18 protein-coding genes are annotated in these 17,525 nt (G+C 63.0%); 3 read left to right on the top strand and 15 right to left on the bottom strand.

Translation table 11 applies throughout. From position 1 onward, the window contains the following. Window positions 1-57: 57 nt before the first annotated feature. The 13 genes from lpxB to LB545_RS19595 form a co-directional block, all read right to left on the bottom strand. Window positions 58-1,236 (bottom strand): lipid-A-disaccharide synthase, encoded by a 1,179-nt coding sequence (gene lpxB / locus LB545_RS19655; protein ID WP_140729160.1) that lies wholly within the window; start codon window positions 1,234-1,236, stop codon window positions 58-60. Further along, the gene (locus LB545_RS19650; protein WP_411971087.1) at window positions 1,229-2,128 is read right to left on the bottom strand and encodes an LpxI family protein; all 900 of its coding nucleotides are present in this window, start codon (window positions 2,126-2,128) and stop codon (window positions 1,229-1,231) included. Before LB545_RS19650 ends, lpxB begins: the two co-directional genes overlap by 8 nt. After that, the gene (gene lpxA / locus LB545_RS19645; protein WP_140498684.1) at window positions 2,115-2,948 is read right to left on the bottom strand and encodes an acyl-ACP--UDP-N-acetylglucosamine O-acyltransferase; all 834 of its coding nucleotides are present in this window, start codon (window positions 2,946-2,948) and stop codon (window positions 2,115-2,117) included. The genes LB545_RS19650 and lpxA overlap by 14 nt, the downstream gene beginning before the upstream one ends. 13 nt (window positions 2,949-2,961) lie before the next feature. Continuing rightward, the gene (fabZ, locus tag LB545_RS19640) at window positions 2,962-3,426 is read right to left on the bottom strand and encodes a 3-hydroxyacyl-ACP dehydratase FabZ (protein WP_140498686.1); all 465 of its coding nucleotides are present in this window, start codon (window positions 3,424-3,426) and stop codon (window positions 2,962-2,964) included. Then, window positions 3,419-4,477, bottom strand: a complete 1,059-nt coding sequence (gene lpxD / locus LB545_RS19635; protein ID WP_140525234.1) for a UDP-3-O-(3-hydroxymyristoyl)glucosamine N-acyltransferase — start codon at window positions 4,475-4,477, stop codon at window positions 3,419-3,421. Before lpxD ends, fabZ begins: the two co-directional genes overlap by 8 nt. Window positions 4,478-4,553: 76 nt before the next feature. Beyond that, window positions 4,554-6,926 (bottom strand): outer membrane protein assembly factor BamA, encoded by a 2,373-nt coding sequence (gene bamA / locus LB545_RS19630; RefSeq protein WP_140898794.1) that lies wholly within the window; start codon window positions 6,924-6,926, stop codon window positions 4,554-4,556. A 217-nt stretch (window positions 6,927-7,143) separates the two neighbouring features. Then, window positions 7,144-8,286, bottom strand: a complete 1,143-nt coding sequence (gene rseP / locus LB545_RS19625) for an RIP metalloprotease RseP (protein ID WP_140498692.1) — start codon at window positions 8,284-8,286, stop codon at window positions 7,144-7,146. Window positions 8,287-8,386: 100 nt separating this feature from the next. Next, window positions 8,387-9,202, bottom strand: a complete 816-nt coding sequence (locus LB545_RS19620) for a phosphatidate cytidylyltransferase (RefSeq protein WP_140498694.1) — start codon at window positions 9,200-9,202, stop codon at window positions 8,387-8,389. Beyond that, window positions 9,199-9,933: an isoprenyl transferase gene (locus LB545_RS19615; RefSeq protein ID WP_140498696.1), complete on the bottom strand. Its 735-nt coding sequence runs from the start codon at window positions 9,931-9,933 to the stop codon at window positions 9,199-9,201. Before LB545_RS19615 ends, LB545_RS19620 begins: the two co-directional genes overlap by 4 nt. A gap of 33 nt (window positions 9,934-9,966) precedes the next feature. Continuing rightward, window positions 9,967-10,521 (bottom strand): ribosome recycling factor, encoded by a 555-nt coding sequence (frr, locus tag LB545_RS19610; RefSeq protein ID WP_140498698.1) that lies wholly within the window; start codon window positions 10,519-10,521, stop codon window positions 9,967-9,969. A 110-nt stretch (window positions 10,522-10,631) separates the two neighbouring features. Then, window positions 10,632-11,354 (bottom strand): UMP kinase, encoded by a 723-nt coding sequence (pyrH, locus tag LB545_RS19605; protein ID WP_140498986.1) that lies wholly within the window; start codon window positions 11,352-11,354, stop codon window positions 10,632-10,634. Window positions 11,355-11,501: 147 nt separating this feature from the next. Beyond that, window positions 11,502-12,611 (bottom strand): aldo/keto reductase, encoded by a 1,110-nt coding sequence (locus LB545_RS19600; protein ID WP_140525238.1) that lies wholly within the window; start codon window positions 12,609-12,611, stop codon window positions 11,502-11,504. 29 nt (window positions 12,612-12,640) lie between these two features. After that, window positions 12,641-13,168, bottom strand: a complete 528-nt coding sequence (locus LB545_RS19595) for a nuclear transport factor 2 family protein (protein ID WP_140625109.1) — start codon at window positions 13,166-13,168, stop codon at window positions 12,641-12,643. 111 nt (window positions 13,169-13,279) lie between these two features. On the opposite strand from LB545_RS19595, the gene LB545_RS19590 reads away from it, so the two are divergent. Beyond that, window positions 13,280-14,206, top strand: a complete 927-nt coding sequence (locus LB545_RS19590) for a LysR family transcriptional regulator (RefSeq protein ID WP_140498704.1) — start codon at window positions 13,280-13,282, stop codon at window positions 14,204-14,206. A gap of 27 nt (window positions 14,207-14,233) precedes the next feature. On the opposite strand, the gene tsf is transcribed toward LB545_RS19590, so the two are convergent. Continuing rightward, entirely contained in the window at window positions 14,234-15,154 is a 921-nt protein-coding gene (gene tsf, locus LB545_RS19585; protein ID WP_224705679.1) for a translation elongation factor Ts, read from the bottom strand. A gap of 107 nt (window positions 15,155-15,261) precedes the next feature. Next, window positions 15,262-16,044, bottom strand: coding sequence for a 30S ribosomal protein S2 (gene rpsB / locus LB545_RS19580; RefSeq protein WP_140498708.1), 783 nt, complete (start codon window positions 16,042-16,044; stop codon window positions 15,262-15,264). Between the two features lie 250 nt (window positions 16,045-16,294). On the opposite strand from rpsB, the gene LB545_RS19575 reads away from it, so the two are divergent. Then, complete coding sequence (locus LB545_RS19575) at window positions 16,295-16,570, top strand: helix-turn-helix domain-containing protein (RefSeq protein WP_224705678.1); 276 nt, start codon at window positions 16,295-16,297, stop codon at window positions 16,568-16,570. After that, window positions 16,567-17,481: an ISNCY family transposase gene (locus LB545_RS19570; protein ID WP_224705677.1), complete on the top strand. Its 915-nt coding sequence runs from the start codon at window positions 16,567-16,569 to the stop codon at window positions 17,479-17,481. Before LB545_RS19575 ends, LB545_RS19570 begins: the two co-directional genes overlap by 4 nt. Window positions 17,482-17,525: the final 44 nt, after the last annotated feature.

Below are 17,525 nucleotides of genomic sequence, written 5' to 3'. Positions count from 1 at the left end.
AGAAGTGAATAAGTGAGTAGTCAGTAGTCAGTAGGGAAAGAGCGGTAATCCTACTCACTACTCACTACTCACTCTCTTGATATACCCCATCACCACTTGCGCGGCGATGTCGCCTGACGGCTTGGCGGTTGTCATGCGCCGCGCGATCTCGGCGAACCCGTCCTTCTGCCATCTGCGCATGCCTGTGTCGGCGAACAGCGCTTCGAGTTGGCGGGCCAGATTGTTCGGCTTGACATACTCGTTGTAGAATTCCGGGATCAGCGCCCGATCCGATATCAGATTGGGTAGCAGCGCCGACCAGACCGAAACGAGATATGGCGCCACGATGCGCGCAACAGGGTCAAGCCGGTAGCAGGAGATCATCGGCACATCGGACAGCGCCAGTTCAAGCGAAACCGTGCCGGACGCGATCAGCGCCGCGTCAGCCTTGCCGAAGGCCTGCCACTTTCGCTCAGGGTCGAGGATGATCTCGGGCTTCTCGTCCCAGCGAGCGACCGCCGAGCGCACGACATCGGCGACATGCGGCACGGTCGGCAACATCAGCCGCAGGCGATGCCCGCGTGCCCGCAGCATCGACACGGTCTCCCCAAACGGCTCGAGCAGCCGCCGCACTTCGCTGCGTCGCGAGCCGGGCAGGACGAGCAGCGTCTTCAGGCGATCCGGCGAAAGATCCCGCGGTTGGGCCTGCGTCCTGGCTGCCGAGAGCACGCCCGCGTCATGGGTGAGGCGATGTCCGACATAGGTCCCTGGCGGTCCGCCGAGCCTGCCTAGCTCCTTCACCTCGAACGGCAGGATGCAGAGGATGTGGTCGACATAGGGCTTCATCGCCACCGCCCTGCCCGGCCGCCATGCCCAGACGCTGGGACAGACATAGTGGATAATCGGGATGGACGGGTTGGCCGCGCGCACTTTCCTGGCCACGCGCAGCGAAAAGTCGGGGCTGTCGATGGTGATGAGGCAGTCGGGCTTCGCATCCGCGACCGTGCTGGCCAGCTGGCCGATCCGCCGCATCAGCCGCGGCAGGTCACGCAAGATGGCGCTGAAGCCCATGAGGGCGATCTCTCCGGCGTCGAACGGCGAAACCAGCCCGAGCGCCTGCAGATGGCGGCCGCCGAGACCGACGATCTGCACCTCGCGCCCCGTCGACTGCTTGATCGAGCGCACGATGTCGGCGCCAAGCAGGTCGCCGGATTCCTCGCCGGCCACGATTGCGATCTTCAGCGCCTTGTCAGCCATGCGCCGGCTCCGCCGCTGGCAGGCCGACGATGAACAGACCGAGCGCGTTCGCCCGCGACAGCGTTGCCGGCCCTTCCAGGATCAGCGAGCGCCCCGCTTCGACGGCAATGCCGGCAAGCCCCGCCGCATACGCTGCTTCCACCGTTTGCGGCCCTATCGACGGCAGGTCGGCCCGCAGCTCCTGGCCGGGTTTGGCGCATTTGACCAGCACTCCGCGGGTCTTTCCGGCAAGCCTGCCATGGCCGCGCAGCGCGCGCGCTCTTTCGAGCAGGCCGCTCGTGCCTTCGATGCCTTCCAGCGCGATGGCCCGGCCTCCGATCGCAATCGCCGCCTGCCCGATATCAAGCGCGCCGATGGCCTTGGCGGCCAGCCTGGCCGCCTCGATGTCGCGCCAGTCCGATTGCTTTGGTTTCGCAGCGGTCAGCGTGCCTTCGCCGGCGGCCAGTTCGGGAACGACTTCATGCGCGCCGACCACTTTGATGCCCCGCTTCTCCAGGCCGCGTGTCACCACCTTCAAAAGTCCGTCATCGCCGCGCGCCAGCGCCATGATCACCGACGGCACGATCGCCAGCAAGCCGAGGCTAGGACGGATGTCGGTCAGCCGGGGCCTGCGTCTGATTTCGCCGGCAAGGACCACATGAGTGATGCCGTGGCGCTTCAGCGTCGCCACCAGTGAACCGATCTGCTCAAGGGCGAGGCTGTCGTGTTCGTATCGGAGCAACTCCTGCCGGCGGTCGGCCTCACCTTCCATCAAGAGGATGAAGGGCGGGTAGCCATGCGCGGCCAGGCCTTGAGCGACTTCCACCGGCAGGCTGCCGCCACCGGCGATGATGCCGACCCTGGCCCCCGGCGAGAGAACGAAATCCGCTGCCGCCGCCTCAGTCTTCGTCATCGCCGTCATCGCCATCGCTCCCCTTGAGCGATGGCACAGCATAGTGCCGCTTGCCGCGACTGGAGATGAAATCGATGATCTTCATGGCGGTCGGTGACGTGGCGAATTCCGCCTTGGCGAATTCGATGTTCTCGCCAACGGTGCGCGAGCGGTCGAATATTGTCTTATAGACCCTGCGCAGCAGATAGATCTCGGATCTTGGCAGACCGGAGCGCTTGAGCCCGATGATGTTGAGGCCGCGCAGGCTGGCCCGATTTCCCGCCGCCATGGCATAGGGAATGACATCACCCACAAAAGCCGAGCACCCGCCAAGAAAAGCGTTGTCGCCTACCCGCACGAATTGATGAACGGCGCTGAGACCGCCGATATAGACGTTGTCGCCGATTTCGCAGTGTCCGCCCAGCGTCGCGCCGTTGGCGAAGGTGGCGTTCTTGCCGACGACGCAGTCATGGGCGATGTGGGCGTAGGCGAGAAAATTCCCATTGTCGCCGACCGTCGTTTCGCCGCGGCTGGTATCGGTGCCGACATGCATGGTGACGCCTTCGCGGATCGTGCAGTTCTCGCCGATGACGAGCGTGGTGCGGCCGCCCTTGTGCTTGGTGTTCTGCGGCGGCCCGCCCAGTATCGCCATCGGATAGACCTTGGTCGACGCGCCGATCGTCGTCGCGCCTATCACCGAGACATGGCTGACCAGTTCAACGCCGTCGCCAATCACGGCATCTGCGCCGACATAACAGAGCGGTCCTATGCGGACGCCTTGGCCGATTTGAGCGCCTTCCTCCACGACGGAGGAAGGATGGATGGATGTCTTGATTTTCATAAGCATTCGATTGTCAGTCGCCGGTGACCATCATGGCTGAGATCTCAGCCTCGGCGGCCTTGTTGCCGTCGACCAGGGCTTCACAGGCGAATTTGAGCAGGTTGCCGCGTTTCTTGATTTTCTTGACATGGATCTTCAACTGATCGCCGGGAACGACCGGTTTGCGGAACTTGGCGTTGTCGATGGTCAGGAAATAGACCAGCGACGGCTTTTCAGTGCGAAGACTGCGGATGCAGATGGCCCCGGCAGTCTGTGCCATCGCCTCGACGATGAGCACGCCCGGCATGACCGGCTGCTCGGGGAAGTGACCCTGAAAATGCGGCTCGTTTATGGTCACGTTCTTGATGCCGGTGGCGGATTCGTCGCCATCAATGTCGACGATGCGGTCGATCATCAGGAACGGATAGCGATGCGGCAGGAGCTTCATCAGCCCCAATATGTCGACTGCTTCCAGCGTCGTCCCGGTGATGTCAGCCATTGCTCCCCTCGCCCTGTTTGCGGGTCCTGGCGAGCTTGCGCAGCATGGCTATCTCGCGCATGGCTTCCGCCATCGGCTGTGCCGGATAGCCGCCCCAGATCTCGCCCGCGGGCACATTGCTCATGAATCCGCTTCTCGCGGCAAGCTTCGCGCCCGACCCTATGGTCAGGTGATCCGCAAGCCCGACGCCGCCGCCCATGGTGACATTGTCGCCCACGACGACGGAACCGGAGATACCCGAAAGTCCGGCCACGATGCAGTTGCGGCCGATGCGGACGTTATGCGCGATCTGCACGAGATTGTCGATCTTGGTGCCCTGGCCGATGATCGTATCGGACATGGCGCCGCGGTCGACCGTGGAATTGGAACCGATCTCGACGTCGTCCTGGATGATGACGCGGCCGATCTGCGGAACACGTTCCGGCCCCTTGGCGCCGGCAACGAAGCCAAAGCCGTCCTGGCCGATCCGGGCGCCGCCATGGATGATGACGCGGTTGCCGATCAAGGCATATTGGACGCTGGCGCCCGGGCCGATATAGCCGTCACGCCCGATCTGGCAGGAACGGCCGACGACGGCGTGAGGCGCGATGACGGTGCCGGCGCCTATGGACACCGCAGGACCGATCACCGCGCCGGCTTCGACGACGGCACCTTCCTCGACATGTGCGCTCGGATCGATATGGGCATGCGGCGAGATACCGGTTTCACCGGTCATTGGCCCCGGGGTCGCCGCCGTCGGAAACAGCAGTCGTCCGACCAGCGCGAATGCCTGTTGCGGACGGGGATGCACAAGGACGGCGATGGCGGCAGGCGCCTTGCCGGCGAACTCCGCAGGACACAGCACCGCAGCCGCCCGCAGCGACGGCATCAGCGAGGAATTGCGTTTGCCATCGACGAAAACGAGTGCATTCTCGCCGCCTTCGTTGGCCGGCGCCAGCGCGTCGATGAAAACGCCGGACTGGCCGGAATCGACAAGCACCGAGCCGGTCAGATTCGCGACTTCGCCCGCCGTATACCGGCGTGATGGCGCGAAGAACACCGGATCGGTCATTCCAGAAGCTATATCCAGCTAGATCGGAACATTTTCTCCCGGACCTCAACGATCCGGGAGCATCGTCATCCGCCGGTCAGAAGCGGGTCGATATGCCGAAGTTGAATTCCTGCACGTCGTCCCTTGCTTCTTTCTTGACCGGGATCGCATAGTCGATACGGATCGGGCCGAACGGCGAAGCCCACATCAGGCCGACACCGACCGAGGCGCGCCATTTCATGCCCACGGATGATTGGTCAACCAAATCATTGGCAACCTTGCTGCCATAGAGTGTTGCTGCGTCCGCAAAGACCGCGCCGCGCAGGCCGAAGCTTTCTGGAACAACCGGAAGCGGGAATTGAGCCTCTGCCGACGCGTTGAAATAAGTGGTGCCGCCAAGGTGGTCACCCGCACCGTCGCTGTCGACTGGACCGATGCCGCCATAAGCGAAACCGCGGATCATGCGATCGGTGCTCTGGAAGTGATCGAAGATGCGCAGATCGCCGTCGCCGCCGTAGCCTTCGACATGGCCGGCGCCGCCCGAAAGAAGGCCAACCAGGTCGAGCTGCTCGGACAGCGTCTGATAGACGCTGCCGCGTCCCGTCACCTTGACGAACTTTGCATCGCCACCGAGGCCGGCCACTTCCACGGTGGAGGTGGCATAGATACCCTCATGCGGGTTCTTCATGTCGTCGATGGTGTTGTAGACCAGTCCCAGACTGACTGACGACTTGATCCAAGGGCTTTGCTCGATGCCATCCAACACCGCCCGGGAAATATCGCAGGTGCCGCTGGGATCTACATCGGTGGCATCGCAACCGTCGTCTACCTCATACTTCTCCCGGGAGATATTGTAGGCCAGCTGGGTCGAGATGCTGTCGGTGATCGGCAGGCCGAAGCGCACCGTCGCGCCCACAGTATCGCTGTCGTAGTCGTCGTATTCCCTGGTCCGCTTGTAGATATCGAAGCCGGCGGCGATACGGCGCCCGAGGAAATAGGGCTCGGTGAACGAAAGGCTGTAATCGCGCGAGTTCTTGCCGCCACCCGCCGACACCTTGATGAACTGGCCGCGGCCGAGGAAGTTGCGCTCGGTGATCGATCCTTCGACGGACGGACCGGCGGTATCGCCACCGGTCGAATAGCCGGCGCCGACCGAGAACTCACCGGTCGACTTTTCGACCACGTCGACCACCAGCACGACCTGGTCCGGCGCCGACCCGGGGACCGTCGAAACCTCGACTTTGTCAAAGTAATTGAGATCTTCCAGCCGCTTCTTCGCGCGCTGGATCAGCACCTGGTTGAACGCGTCGCCTTCGCTGACGTCGAACTCGCGGCGGATGACATAGTCGCGCGTGCGGTCATTGCCGCGGATCTCGATGCGCTCGACATAGGCCTTGGTGCCCTGGTCGATGGTGTAGACCACCGAAATCGTATGATTCTCGAAATTGCGGTCGCCACGCGGCGTGACCTGCGCGAAGGCGTAGCCGGAGCCGGCCACCTTCTCAGTCAGGGCAATGATGGTGTCCTCGACGTTCTTGGCGTTGTAGACGTCGCCCTTGTGGGTCTCGACCACCGATTCCAGCGCCTTCGAGTCGACTTCCGGAATCGTGCTTTCGACGCTGATGTCGCCGAACGTATAACGCTCGCCTTCCTGGACGGTTATGGTGACCGTGTACTTGTTGGTCGCGTTGTCGAGTTCGCCGACAGCGGACACGACCTGGAAGTCGGCATAGCCGTGATTGTAGTAGAAGCGCCGCAGCAGCTCCTGGTCGGCGCGCAGCTTGTCGTCGTCATAGACGTCGTCGCGCAGGATGAACGAAACCCAGGACGAGCGCTTGGTCGTGATCACATCTGACAGGCGGCGGCTCGAATAAGCGCTGTTGCCGACGAAATTGATCGCCGCGATCTGCGTGCGATCACCTTCATTGACATGGAAGACCACGTTCACGCGGTTGTCGCCGAGCTGCATGACCTCGGTGGTCACGGCGGCATCGTCACGGCCGATACGCCTGTAGGCGGCCTTGACCGACTCTACATCGGCGTCGAGCGCCGCCTGCGAGAACGTGCCGCGCGGCTTCAACTGCACGGCAGCCGCAAGCGCGTTGTCCTTGAGCTTCTTGTTGCCCTGGAACAGCACCTGGTTGACGACCTGGTACTCGGAAACCTTGACCACCAACGTCGAACCGACCTGATTGATCTGCACATCCGAGAACAACCCGGTTCCGAAGAGCGCCTTGACCGCGCTGTCGATGTCGGAGCTGGAGAAGGATTTGCCCGGCTTGATGGTGATGTAATTGCGGATGGTATCGGCGTCGACACGTTGGTTGCCGCTCACCTCCACCCTGCTGACGACAGCGGCTTCGGCCGCCGATGTGGCAACGAACTGCACTGCGAGCGCACCTGGCACGACCAAAGCCGCGGACAGGGCTGCCGCGGAAGCGGCGCTCAAAAACTTGGATGCTGCCTTCATCGGGCTTAATAACCTTTTCTCGTAGTCCCCACGGCGAGAAAACCGGACGTGCGGTAATTTCTCGTACCGTATTAACCGGATTTTCCCTACACGCAAGGCTTCTGGTTAATTTGTATTTACTTAACCCTGGTGCGTGGCTTTCGCGTCACTCATATCCCCGTGCATGGTAAACGGCGTCTCAACATCGACCATCCCGAAGCCAAATTTCTTCATGATTTCAGCATCCAAACAGATCGTTCCAGAATACGAAACCCATGAAGCCCAAAACCAGAAGCAGACCGGCCCGATAGGCCATTTCCATCATCCGTTCCGACACCGGCCGGCGGATGACGGCCTCCACGCCGTAGAACAGGAGATGGCCGCCGTCGAGGGGGGGAATCGGCAAAAGATTGAGGATGCCGATGCCCACGGACAGCAGCGCAACGAGCTGCACGAGCCATTCGAAGCCGAGCTTCGCCGCCTTGCCGGCCATGTCCGCGATCTTCACCGGGCCGCCGAGCTGGCACTTGTCCTCGCGCCCGACGACGAAACGCTGCAGGAACTGGCCGGTGCGCTGGATGACGTGCCCGGTTTCCTCCACCGCCGCGGCCAACGCGCCGGCGGGGCTGTAGGTGATCAGCCTGGGCTGGCCGAGTTCCTGGTTGTTGACGACGCCGATCACGGCCACCTTGACCTTGTTGCCGAGCGCGTCCTGCTGCTCCATCAGCTGCGGCGTGGCGGTCACGGTCACTTCCTTGCCGTCGCGCAGCATGACGAAGGTGATGCTGTCGCCGGCCCGGCCCGAAACCAGGCGTTGGACGTCACCGAAGGTTTCGATCTTGCTGCCGTCGACGCTGACGAATCGGTCGCCGGGCAGGATGCCGGCTTTCGCCGCCGGGCTGCCGGCGGTCACCTCGGCCACCATGGGTTCCGCGACATAGCGGCCATAGGCTGAAAACAGCACCGAAAAGACGACGATCGTCAGCAGGAAATTGAACAGCGGCCCGGCCACCACCGTCGCCGCCCGCTTCCAGATCGGCTGGGTGTGAAAGGCGACCTTGCGTTCCTCGTCGGTCAGCGTTTCGATCTCTTCCGTCGACGGCTGGCTGGAGGTGGCGTTCATGTCGCCGACGAATTTGACATAGCCGCCAAGCGGTATGGCGCAGAGCTTCCAGCGCGTGCCGTGCCTGTCGTTGAAGCCGAAGAGTTCCGGGCCGAAACCGATCGAAAAGGCCCTGACGCCGATGCCGCACCAGCGGCCAACGAGATAGTGGCCCATCTCGTGGACGAACACGACCACGGTCAGCACGAACAGGAAGGGCACGAGCGTGCCGAGAAGGAAGCCTTCCATGCCGAAGATCGCGTGAAGAATCTCGTTCAACTCAAATCCTCAGTTCTTCCGCGACACCGTTGCGCCGCGACTGTGACATCAATCCAGGCGAATCCAAGGCGCGCCCGCATCGATCGTGGAACGATGCCGTTCAAATGGGAAACAGCCCCTGTGCCGGCTGATCGGCGCCCGCCGAAATCCAGCCGATGACGTATAGGGCGAAAGCCGCCGCGACAAGCCCGTCGACACGGTCCATGACGCCGCCATGGCCCGGAATGAGCGCGCCCGAATCCTTGCGGCCGTGGCGGCGCTTGACCCAGGATTCCAGGAGGTCGCCAGCCTGGGAGACGATTGAAAGCGCGAGCGCGACGAGACCGAGCATTGGCAGGTTGCCCGCACCGGCGGCGACGGCCAGGATGAGCCCCGCAACGACCCCGCCCACGGCGCCGCCGAGCGCGCCACTTCGCGTCTTGCCGGGAGAGATGGACGGCGCCAGCCTCGGGCCACCGACGGCCCGGCCGACGAAATAGGCAAAGATGTCGGTCGCCCAGACCACCGCGAACAGGAACAGGATGGCGACGAGGCCGGAATGGTCGCCGTCACGCAGAAGCGCAAGGGAAAGACCCGAGACGGCTGCATAGGCAAGGCCGGAGGCATCCCACTGCCCGGCCCCGCGCAGTTGGGCGGCGATGGCCGTGACGGCGACCAGTGCAGCCACTAGAAGCAGCAGCCACAAGGCAGGCAGGCCGGTGATCAGGGCGCCGAGAAACACCAGCAGCAGCGCTTCCGGCAAAAAACCGAGCCCGGTCGTCCCGGAAGGGCGAGACATGCGCGTCCATTCGTAGAAGATCACCGCCGAAATCGCGGCTGAAAGCAGCCGGAACGGCAGGCCGCCGAACCAGGTCAGGCCAAGCGTCGCGATGGCAAGCACGACCGCCGAAAGAACGCGAAGCTGGAGATTGCTCATCCCGCGGCCGGCCGCGAAGCGACATCTTGCGGATCCAGCCCGCCAAAACGGCGTTCGCGCCCGGCGAACTCGCGCAAGGCCTCGGCTAGATGCTCTCGGCTGAAATCGGGCCAATAGCAGGGCAGGAACACAAGCTCGCTATAGGCAGCCTGCCACAGAAGAAAATTGGAAAGGCGAAGCTCACCGCTGGTGCGTATGACCAGTTCGGGATCGGGAACGCCTTGCGTGTCGAGGCAGCCGGCAAAGGATTCGGCGGTGATCGCCTCGCTGTCGAGCTCGCCGCGCGCGACGGCCGAGGCAAGCTTGCGCGCCGTGCGCACGATCTCGTCGCGTCCGCCGTAGTTGAAGGCGATGATCAGCGTCAGCGCCTCGTTGGCCGACGTCAGCGCTTCGGCTTCTTCGAGCAGGAGCCTGATATCGGGCTGCAGCCCTGCCCTGTCGCCGATGATCCTGACGCGCACGCCGCTGCGGTGCAGTTCGGCGAGATCGCGGCGAATGAACAGCTTCAACAGGCCCATCAGGTCGCTGACTTCGGATTTCGGCCGCGACCAGTTTTCCGAAGAGAAGGCATAGACAGTCAGGTAGGAAATGCCGAGATCGGGCGCGGCGCGCACCGTCTTGCGCAGTGCTTCTACGCCCGCGCGATGGCCGGCGAGCCGCGGCATGCCGCGCGCCTTGGCCCAGCGTCCGTTTCCATCCATGATGATCGCGACATGCGCGGGCGTTGCCATGATCTCGCTTTCGGGCCAGCCGCCGGCCAGACCCTAAACCTGCATGATTTCAGCTTCCTTGTCGGAAAGCAGGTGGTCGATGGTGCTGATCGTTTCGTCGGTAAGCTTCTGGACCTGGTCGGAGCGCTTGCGCTGATCGTCCTCGCTGATGACGCCGTCCTTCTCCGCCTTCTTCAGGAAGTCCATGCCGTCGCGGCGCACATGGCGCGCTGCGACACGGGCGTTCTCGGCGTAGCCATGCGAGATCTTGACGAGTTCCTTACGGCGCTGCTCGTTGAGTTCCGGAAGCGGAATCCTGAGATTGGTGCCGTCCACGATAGGGTTGAAGCCCAGATTGGATTCGCGGATGGCGCGATCGACCGCGCCCACCATCGACTTGTCCCAGACCGACACCGAAATCATGCGCGGCTCAGGCACCGTGACATTGGCCACCTGGTTGATCGGCATGCTGGTGCCATAGGCCTGCACCTGGATAGCGTCGAGCAGGTTGCTGGAAGCGCGACCGGTCCGCAGCGAAGCCAGGTCATGCTTGAACGCGGCGATTGCCCCATCCATGCGCCGCTTGAGATCGTCGTACTCACCACTCATCTTAGTCTCCTCGACCCGTCTGACGCGGGTTCACTGCTTTCGGGGCAAGGCCCCGTGTTCGAGCCTGATTTCGAAACCGGTTTTCGCCTTTTCCGCGATCAGGCCCCGGATCAATCGTCCGCGACGACCGTGCAGCGGCCGCCGCCCCTTAGAATATCGCCGAAACCACCTTTTTCGTGGATCGAATAGACGATTATCGGAATGTTGTTTTCGCGCGCAAGTGCAATCGCTGCCGTATCCATGATGGAAAGGCCGCGATTTATCACTTCGGCATGGCTGATGCGCTCGAAACGCGTCGCGTTCGGGTCCTTCTTCGGGTCGGCAGAATAGACGCCGTCGACCTGTGTGCCCTTGAACAGCGCGTCGGCGCCGATTTCAGCGGCGCGAAGTGCTGCGGCCGAATCAGTGGTGAAGAACGGATTGCCGGTGCCGCCGGCAAAGATCACCACCTTGCCCTGGTTCATGTAGGCGGTTGCCTGGCGCTGCGAAAAGCTCTCGCAAAGCTCAGGCATGGCGATCGCGGAAAGAACCACCGCATCGACGCCGATCTTGTTCAGCGAGGTGCGCAGCGCCAGCGAATTGATGACGGTGGCGAGCATACCCATATGGTCGCCGGTGACGCGGTCGCCACCCTTGGAGGCAACCGCCACACCGCGAAAGATATTGCCGCCGCCGATGACGACGCCAACCTCGATGCCGAGCGCGCGGGCTTCGGCGATGTCGCCGGCGATGCGGTCGACGACCGAGACGTCGATGCCGAAATGCTGTTCGCCCATCAACGCTTCACCAGACGCTTTCAGCAAGACACGTCGGTAGAGGGGCTTCACCGTCATCTGGTCCTCGAAAATCTCGGCGCGGCAAATCAGGAGGCGAAACTGCCCCGCTTCGCCTGGCGGCGCTGGCATGATGGTTCGACCCGATACACGAAGGGCGCGGCGATGTCACGCCGCGCCCTTGCGCAAAATCCCAGGCTTTTTCGATCAGTTGCTGCTGATGCTGACCGCCTCGCCTTCCACCAGAACCTGCGGCGAATAGCCGGAGGGCTTGTCGCCGGTCACGACACCGCCGGCCACCCTGACCTGGATCTCGGGCCCGAAATAGGAATGCGGGAACGGCGCCGGCATGCTGCTCACCGAATCCAGCCGCTTGCGGAGTTCGGGGGCAATCGAAAAATCCAGCGCCGCGAGGTTGTCCTGCAGTTGCGCGAGCTTGGTCGCGCCCAGGATGACGGTTGCGACGCCGGGCTGCGTCGCCACCCAGTTGAGCGCCACCTGGGCCATGCTGCGGCCGAGTTCGGCGGCCACCTTTTCGAGCTCGGCCACGATCGCCCAATTGCGGTCGCTGAATTTCCGGAAGCTCGGATGCGTGGTGTTGCGGAAACCGTCGAGCCGGCCGGCATTGCCGGCTTGCGTCGGGCGATATTTGCCGCTGAGCAAGCCGCTGGCCAGCGGGCTCCAAACCATGACGCCGGCGCCATGATGCGTGGCGAAAGGCACGAACTCATGCTCGATCGAGCGTTCGGCCAGCGAATATTCGAGCTGCAGGGCCGAGATCGGCTCATAGCCGCGCAATTCTGCGATCGCCTGCGCCCGCCCCGCATACCAGGCCGGCACATCGGAAAGGCCGACGTGGCGTACCTTGCCCGCGCGCACCAGGTCGTCCAGCGTGCGCAGCACCTCCTCGGCCGGCGTCAGCCTGTCCCACACATGCATGAGATAGAGGTCGATATAGTCGGTTCCGAGCCGCTTCAGAGAGGCGTCCACGGCGCGCATGATGTTCTTGCGGCCATTGCCGCCGGCGTTCGGATTGCCGGGTTCTGAATTGAAGGTGAATTTAGTGGCGATCACCGCCTTGTCGCGCAATCCGCGCTCGGCGACGAATTCGCCGAGCCAGGTCTCGGCGGTGCCGCCGGTATAGAGATCGGCCGTGTCGAAGAAATTGCCGCCCGCCTCGACATATTCGTCGAAGATTGCGCGGGCTGTATCCCTATCAGTGCCCCAGCCTAATTCGGTGCCGAAGGTCATGGTGCCAAGCGCCAACCGGCTGACGCGCAAGCCGCTGTTGCCAAGCGTGTAGTAGTTCATGGTCATGATATTCTCCGATCGAGTTTGATGTTGGGTTATTGGCCGGGTGTCGTCTTGACCCAGGGATTGCCGCGCTCATGGGTCACGCGGAAGGTGAAGCCGTCGACCTTCCAACCCGCGCCGGAGCGGGTCAGGTGGTGCTCATATGTGCCCCAGACTTCCCAAAGCGGGTCGCCATTGCCTTCCATCCGGTTCCAGGCATAGCCGTTCGACAGGACGGTCGCCGTGTCCGCTTCGAGAACGACCTGGTGATTGGTGCGCAGATGCAGGCTGGTCTTGCTGCCCTTGAGGTTGCCGGCCCAGGCGCCGATCAGGTCGTCGGAGGCAATGTTGGCCGCCGGCTGTCCGGACAGGCTGCTGAAATCTGCGGTAACCCGATCCGCGAAATAGCTGCGGGCAAGTTTCCAGTCCTGTGCATCGACGGCGCGGTCGATGGCATCGGCGATGCGGATGACCGCGCGCTCGTCGGCAAGCACCTGCCATCTGGCCGGTTCGGCGCCACCGGCATCGATCGGCGCCAGCGCCAATCCTGCGGCGAAGGTCACGTGTTTCAAAGCGTTCATGTCTCGTCTCCAGGAAATCAGCCCGCCCGCTGTGTCGAGGACAATGTGGGTCAACGGGCCGCCATCGATAAGATTGCATTGTTCGCAAAGACTATGCGATATCATTCATGAATGGACCGGGACCTGCTTACCCACCTGCCCGTCATCGTTGCCGTGGCGCGACGCGGCGGCTTCGCGCTTGCCGCGGCCGAGCTCGGCATGAGCCCGTCGGCGGTCAGCCATGCTGTGCGGCTGGTGGAAGAGCGCATCGGCCAGCCGCTGTTTGCGCGCACGACACGTAGCGTCTCGCTGACCGAAGCCGGCAAGGCACTGGTGGAGACAACGGGCCCTGCCCTCCAGGACATCGCGGAGCGGATGGACCGCATCCGCGGCGTCAAGGGGCGGCCCTCTGGCCTGCTCAGGATCAATGCCTCCAACATCGCGATCCCTTTGGCGGTGACGCCTGTGATCGCAGCCATGGCCGATCGCTATCCGGATGTGACGGTCGAGGTTTTCGCCGATCAAGCCCTGGTCGATATTGTCGGGGAAGGTTTTGACGCCGGCATTAGGCTGGGCGAGATGATCGCGCAGGACATGACCGCCATACGGCTGACGCAGCCCTTCAAGGCCGTGCTCGTCGCCTCGCCGGACTATATCGGAAGGCACGGCCGTCCCTGCGACGTGGCCGACCTCGCGAACCATAATTGCATAGGCTACAGGCTTCTCCGCTCCGGCGCGTTCTATCGCTGGGATCTGAACGACAATGGCAAGGAGGTCGTCGTCGAGACGCGTGGCACGGCCGTCGTGACCGATTCGCTGGCGGCGATCGATCTTGCGCTTGCAGGGGTCGGGCTCGCCTATGTGTTCGAGCCGCTTGTACGCGCCGATCTTGCCGCAGGACGCCTCGTCCAGGTCCTGCCAAAGACGGCAATCGAGGAGCCCGGCCTTTTCCTTTACTTTCCGCGCCGGGCTTCGATGGCGCCGAAGCTGAGGGCCTTCATCGACGCCGCACAAGAAATCGGCCGGGCATCCATGCGGACACCCGGCCGAGTTGCCTGAGCCGTTTAGCCTTACTTGTTCTTCGGGCTATTTCTTGACCGCCGCCGCGACTTCCGCCGCGAAATCGGTCGCTTCCTTCTCGATGCCTTCGCCGAGCGCGAAACGCAGATAGGCCGAGATCTTGGCCGGAGCGCCGATCTCCTTCTCGGCATCCTTCAGCGCCTTCTCGACGGTGATGTCGGGATTGAGCACGAAGGCCTGCTTCAGAAGCACGACTTCCTCGTAGAACTTGCGCAGGCGGCCCTCGACCATCTTCTCGATGATCGCCTCCGGCTTGCCGGACTGGCGTGCCTGGTCGGCGAAGATCGCCTTCTCGCGCTCGACTGCCGCGGGATCGAGTTCCTCGGTGGTCAGTGCCATCGGGTTGGTGGCGGCGACATGCATGGCGACCTGGCGGGCGAATGCATTGGTCGCGTGCTCGTTGCCCGTGGTCTCGATAGCGACCAGGACGCCCAGCTTGCCAAGGCCGTCGGCAACCGCGTTGTGAACATAGGTCGCGACGGCGCCGTGCGGAACGGTGAGCTTGGCCGAACGGCGGAAGCCCATGTTCTCGCCGATGGTACCGACGGCGTCCTTGATGGTGTCGGTGACCGACTTGTCCGAACCCGGGTACTTCGCGGCAGCCACGGCCTCGCTCGTGCCATAGGCCAGTGCCACCTTGGCGACGTTGGCGACGATCTCCTGGAAGGCGGCGTTGCGGGCGACGAAGTCGGTCTCGGAATTGACCTCGACGACCGCGGCCTCGCGCACGCCGGAATCGACGCCGATCAGGCCCTCGGCCGCGGTGCGGCCTGCCTTCTTGTCGGCCTTGGAGATACCCTTCTTGCGCAGCCAGTCCACGGCTTCTTCCATGTTGCCGTTGGTCTCGTTCAACGCCGCCTTGCAGTCCATCATGCCCGCGCCGGTCAAGTCGCGGAGTTCTTTGACCTGTGCAGCCGAAATGCTCATTGTCGCCTCTTTGTTCAAATGCGCCGACGCACCATCGAATCTCGACGGTGCGTCCGTTTAACGCGTCAAAATATTAGAAAGATGAAGGCCGTGACCGGCCTTCGCTATCACGCTTCCGGAGTTTCCGCCGCCGGAGTTTCGCCGAGCACCGGTTCGACCGGAGCTTCCACCGAAGCGCCGATGTCGACACCCAGCGCGCCCTGCTGGCGAGCGATGCCGTCGATGGCAGCCTTCGCGATGAGGTCGCAATAGAGCTGGATGGCGCGCGCGGCGTCGTCATTGCCGGGGATCGGGAAGTCGATCTTGTCCGGATCGCAGTTCGAATCGATGATGGCGACGACCGGAATGCCAAGGCGCTTGGCCTCGAGGATGGCGATCGCTTCCTTGTTGGTGTCGATCACGAACATCAGGTCGGGCGTCGAGCCCATGTCCTTGATGCCGCCGAGAGCCTTGTCGAGCTTCTCGCGCTCGCGGTCGAGGTTGAGACGCTCCTTCTTGGTCAACCCTTGCGCCTCGCCGGCCAGCATCTCGTCGAGCTTGCGCAGGCGCTGGATCGAGTTCGAGATCGTCTTCCAGTTGGTCAGCATGCCGCCCAGCCAACGCGAATTGACATAGTATTGGGCCGAACGCTGCGCGGCATCGGCGACGATGTCGGACGCCTGGCGCTTGGTGCCGACGAACAACACGCGGCCGCCCTTGGCGACGGTGTCGGAAACCTGCTTCAGCGCCTGGTGCAGCAACGGCACCGTTTGGCTGAGGTCGATGATGTGGATGTTGTTGCGGGCGCCGTAGATGTAGGGCGCCATCTTCGGGTTCCAGCGGTGGGTCTGGTGGCCGAAGTGAATGCCAGCTTCCAAAAGCTGGCGCATGCTGAAATCAGGCAGAGCCATTCTCATTTTCCTTTCCGGTTAGCCTCCACGGACACAGGCATTTTCGGACGAAGTCCTCGATGCCACCGGAGGTTTCAGCCGGATTTCTCCCGGGCAGACACCAAAGTCCGTGTGTGGAATGAGCGCGCATATAGAGGGGAAGTGCTCCAAACGCAAGCGCAACGACGCATTGTGTCGTAAGCACATGAGTTGTCCGGATTAGGTAGCACGTGAGTTGTCCGGTTTTATCGCCAGCGGATGGAGGCTGGGGATGAAGCGGACGGCATGGCTACAGGACCGGAGAATGCAAAAGTTTCGGGACGTATTGAGCCGCTGGAATGGTGGCGATCTTTCGATGATGGAGGCAGGGGAGTTGCTTGGCATGTCGGAGCGGCAATTCCGACGCTACCGCGACCGGTACGAAGAGGCTGGGGAAGCAGGGTTGCTGGATCGGCGCTTGGGCAAGCTTTCGACGCGTCGGGTGCCGGCGGAAGCGATTGAGGAGATGCTGGAGCTTACCGTCATCGCTACCTCGGCTGGAATGTGAAGCATTTCCACGAGCACCTGCTGCGCGATCACCATTTCAGCTGGGGCTACACCTTCATCAAGACGCAGCTCCACGCGGCGGGCCTTGTGGAACGGGCCAAGCGGCGCGGTGCTCACCGGCGCAAGCGGGAGAGGAAGCCTTGCGAGGGGATGATGCTGCATCAGGATGGCAGCCGTCATCGATGGCTGGCGGGTGAGCCGATGCTGGACCTGATCGTGACGATGGACGATGCGACGAGCACGATCTATTCGGCCTTCCTGATCGAGGAGGAAGGCACGGCGTCGAGCTTTCAGGGCCTTCTGGAGACATTCGTCGCCAAGGGATTGCCATCGAGCCTCTACAGCGATCGCGGCAGCCACTATTTCGTGACGCTGAAGGCCGGCGAGGCGGTCGACAAAAGCCGGCTGACCCAGGTCGGCCGGGCGCTCGAGCGGCTGGGTATCGAACATATTCCAGCCTATTCCCCTGAAGCGCGAGGCCGCTCGGAGCGGATGTTCTCCACCTTGCAGGATCGGCTGCCGAGGGAGCTGGCGCTGGCCGGAATTGCCGACATCGAGGCCGCCAACCGGTTCATCGCACAGACCTACCTACCAGCTCACAATGCCCGCTTCGCCAGGCCGGCCGCGGTCGAGGACAGCGCCTTTGTCGCCGCAGACCCGCAACAACTGGCCCAGATCCTGTGCATCGAGGAGGAGCGCGTCGTTGCCCGCGACAACACGGTCGCCTTCGCGCGGCTGCGATTGCAGCTGCCACAGAGCCCGATCCGGCATCACTTCGTCAAAGCCACCGTCAAGGTCAGGCACTACCCGGATGGAACCCTCGCGATCTTTCACGGGCCGCGCCGCATCGCTCGCTACAGCTCTGACGGCGCCGCAATCGAAGACACTTGCCCCATCAGGCAAGCCGCGTGAACCGCTTCGACGCCAAAACAGAAGCGGACAGATCATGTGCTACC

The sequence above is a fragment of the Mesorhizobium sp. BR1-1-6 genome (genome assembly GCF_020165355.1).
Classification (GTDB): Bacteria; Pseudomonadota; Alphaproteobacteria; order Rhizobiales; family Rhizobiaceae; genus Mesorhizobium.
Note: the sequence above shows the minus strand (reverse complement) of the source record. Positions and strands in the feature narration are given on the sequence as shown.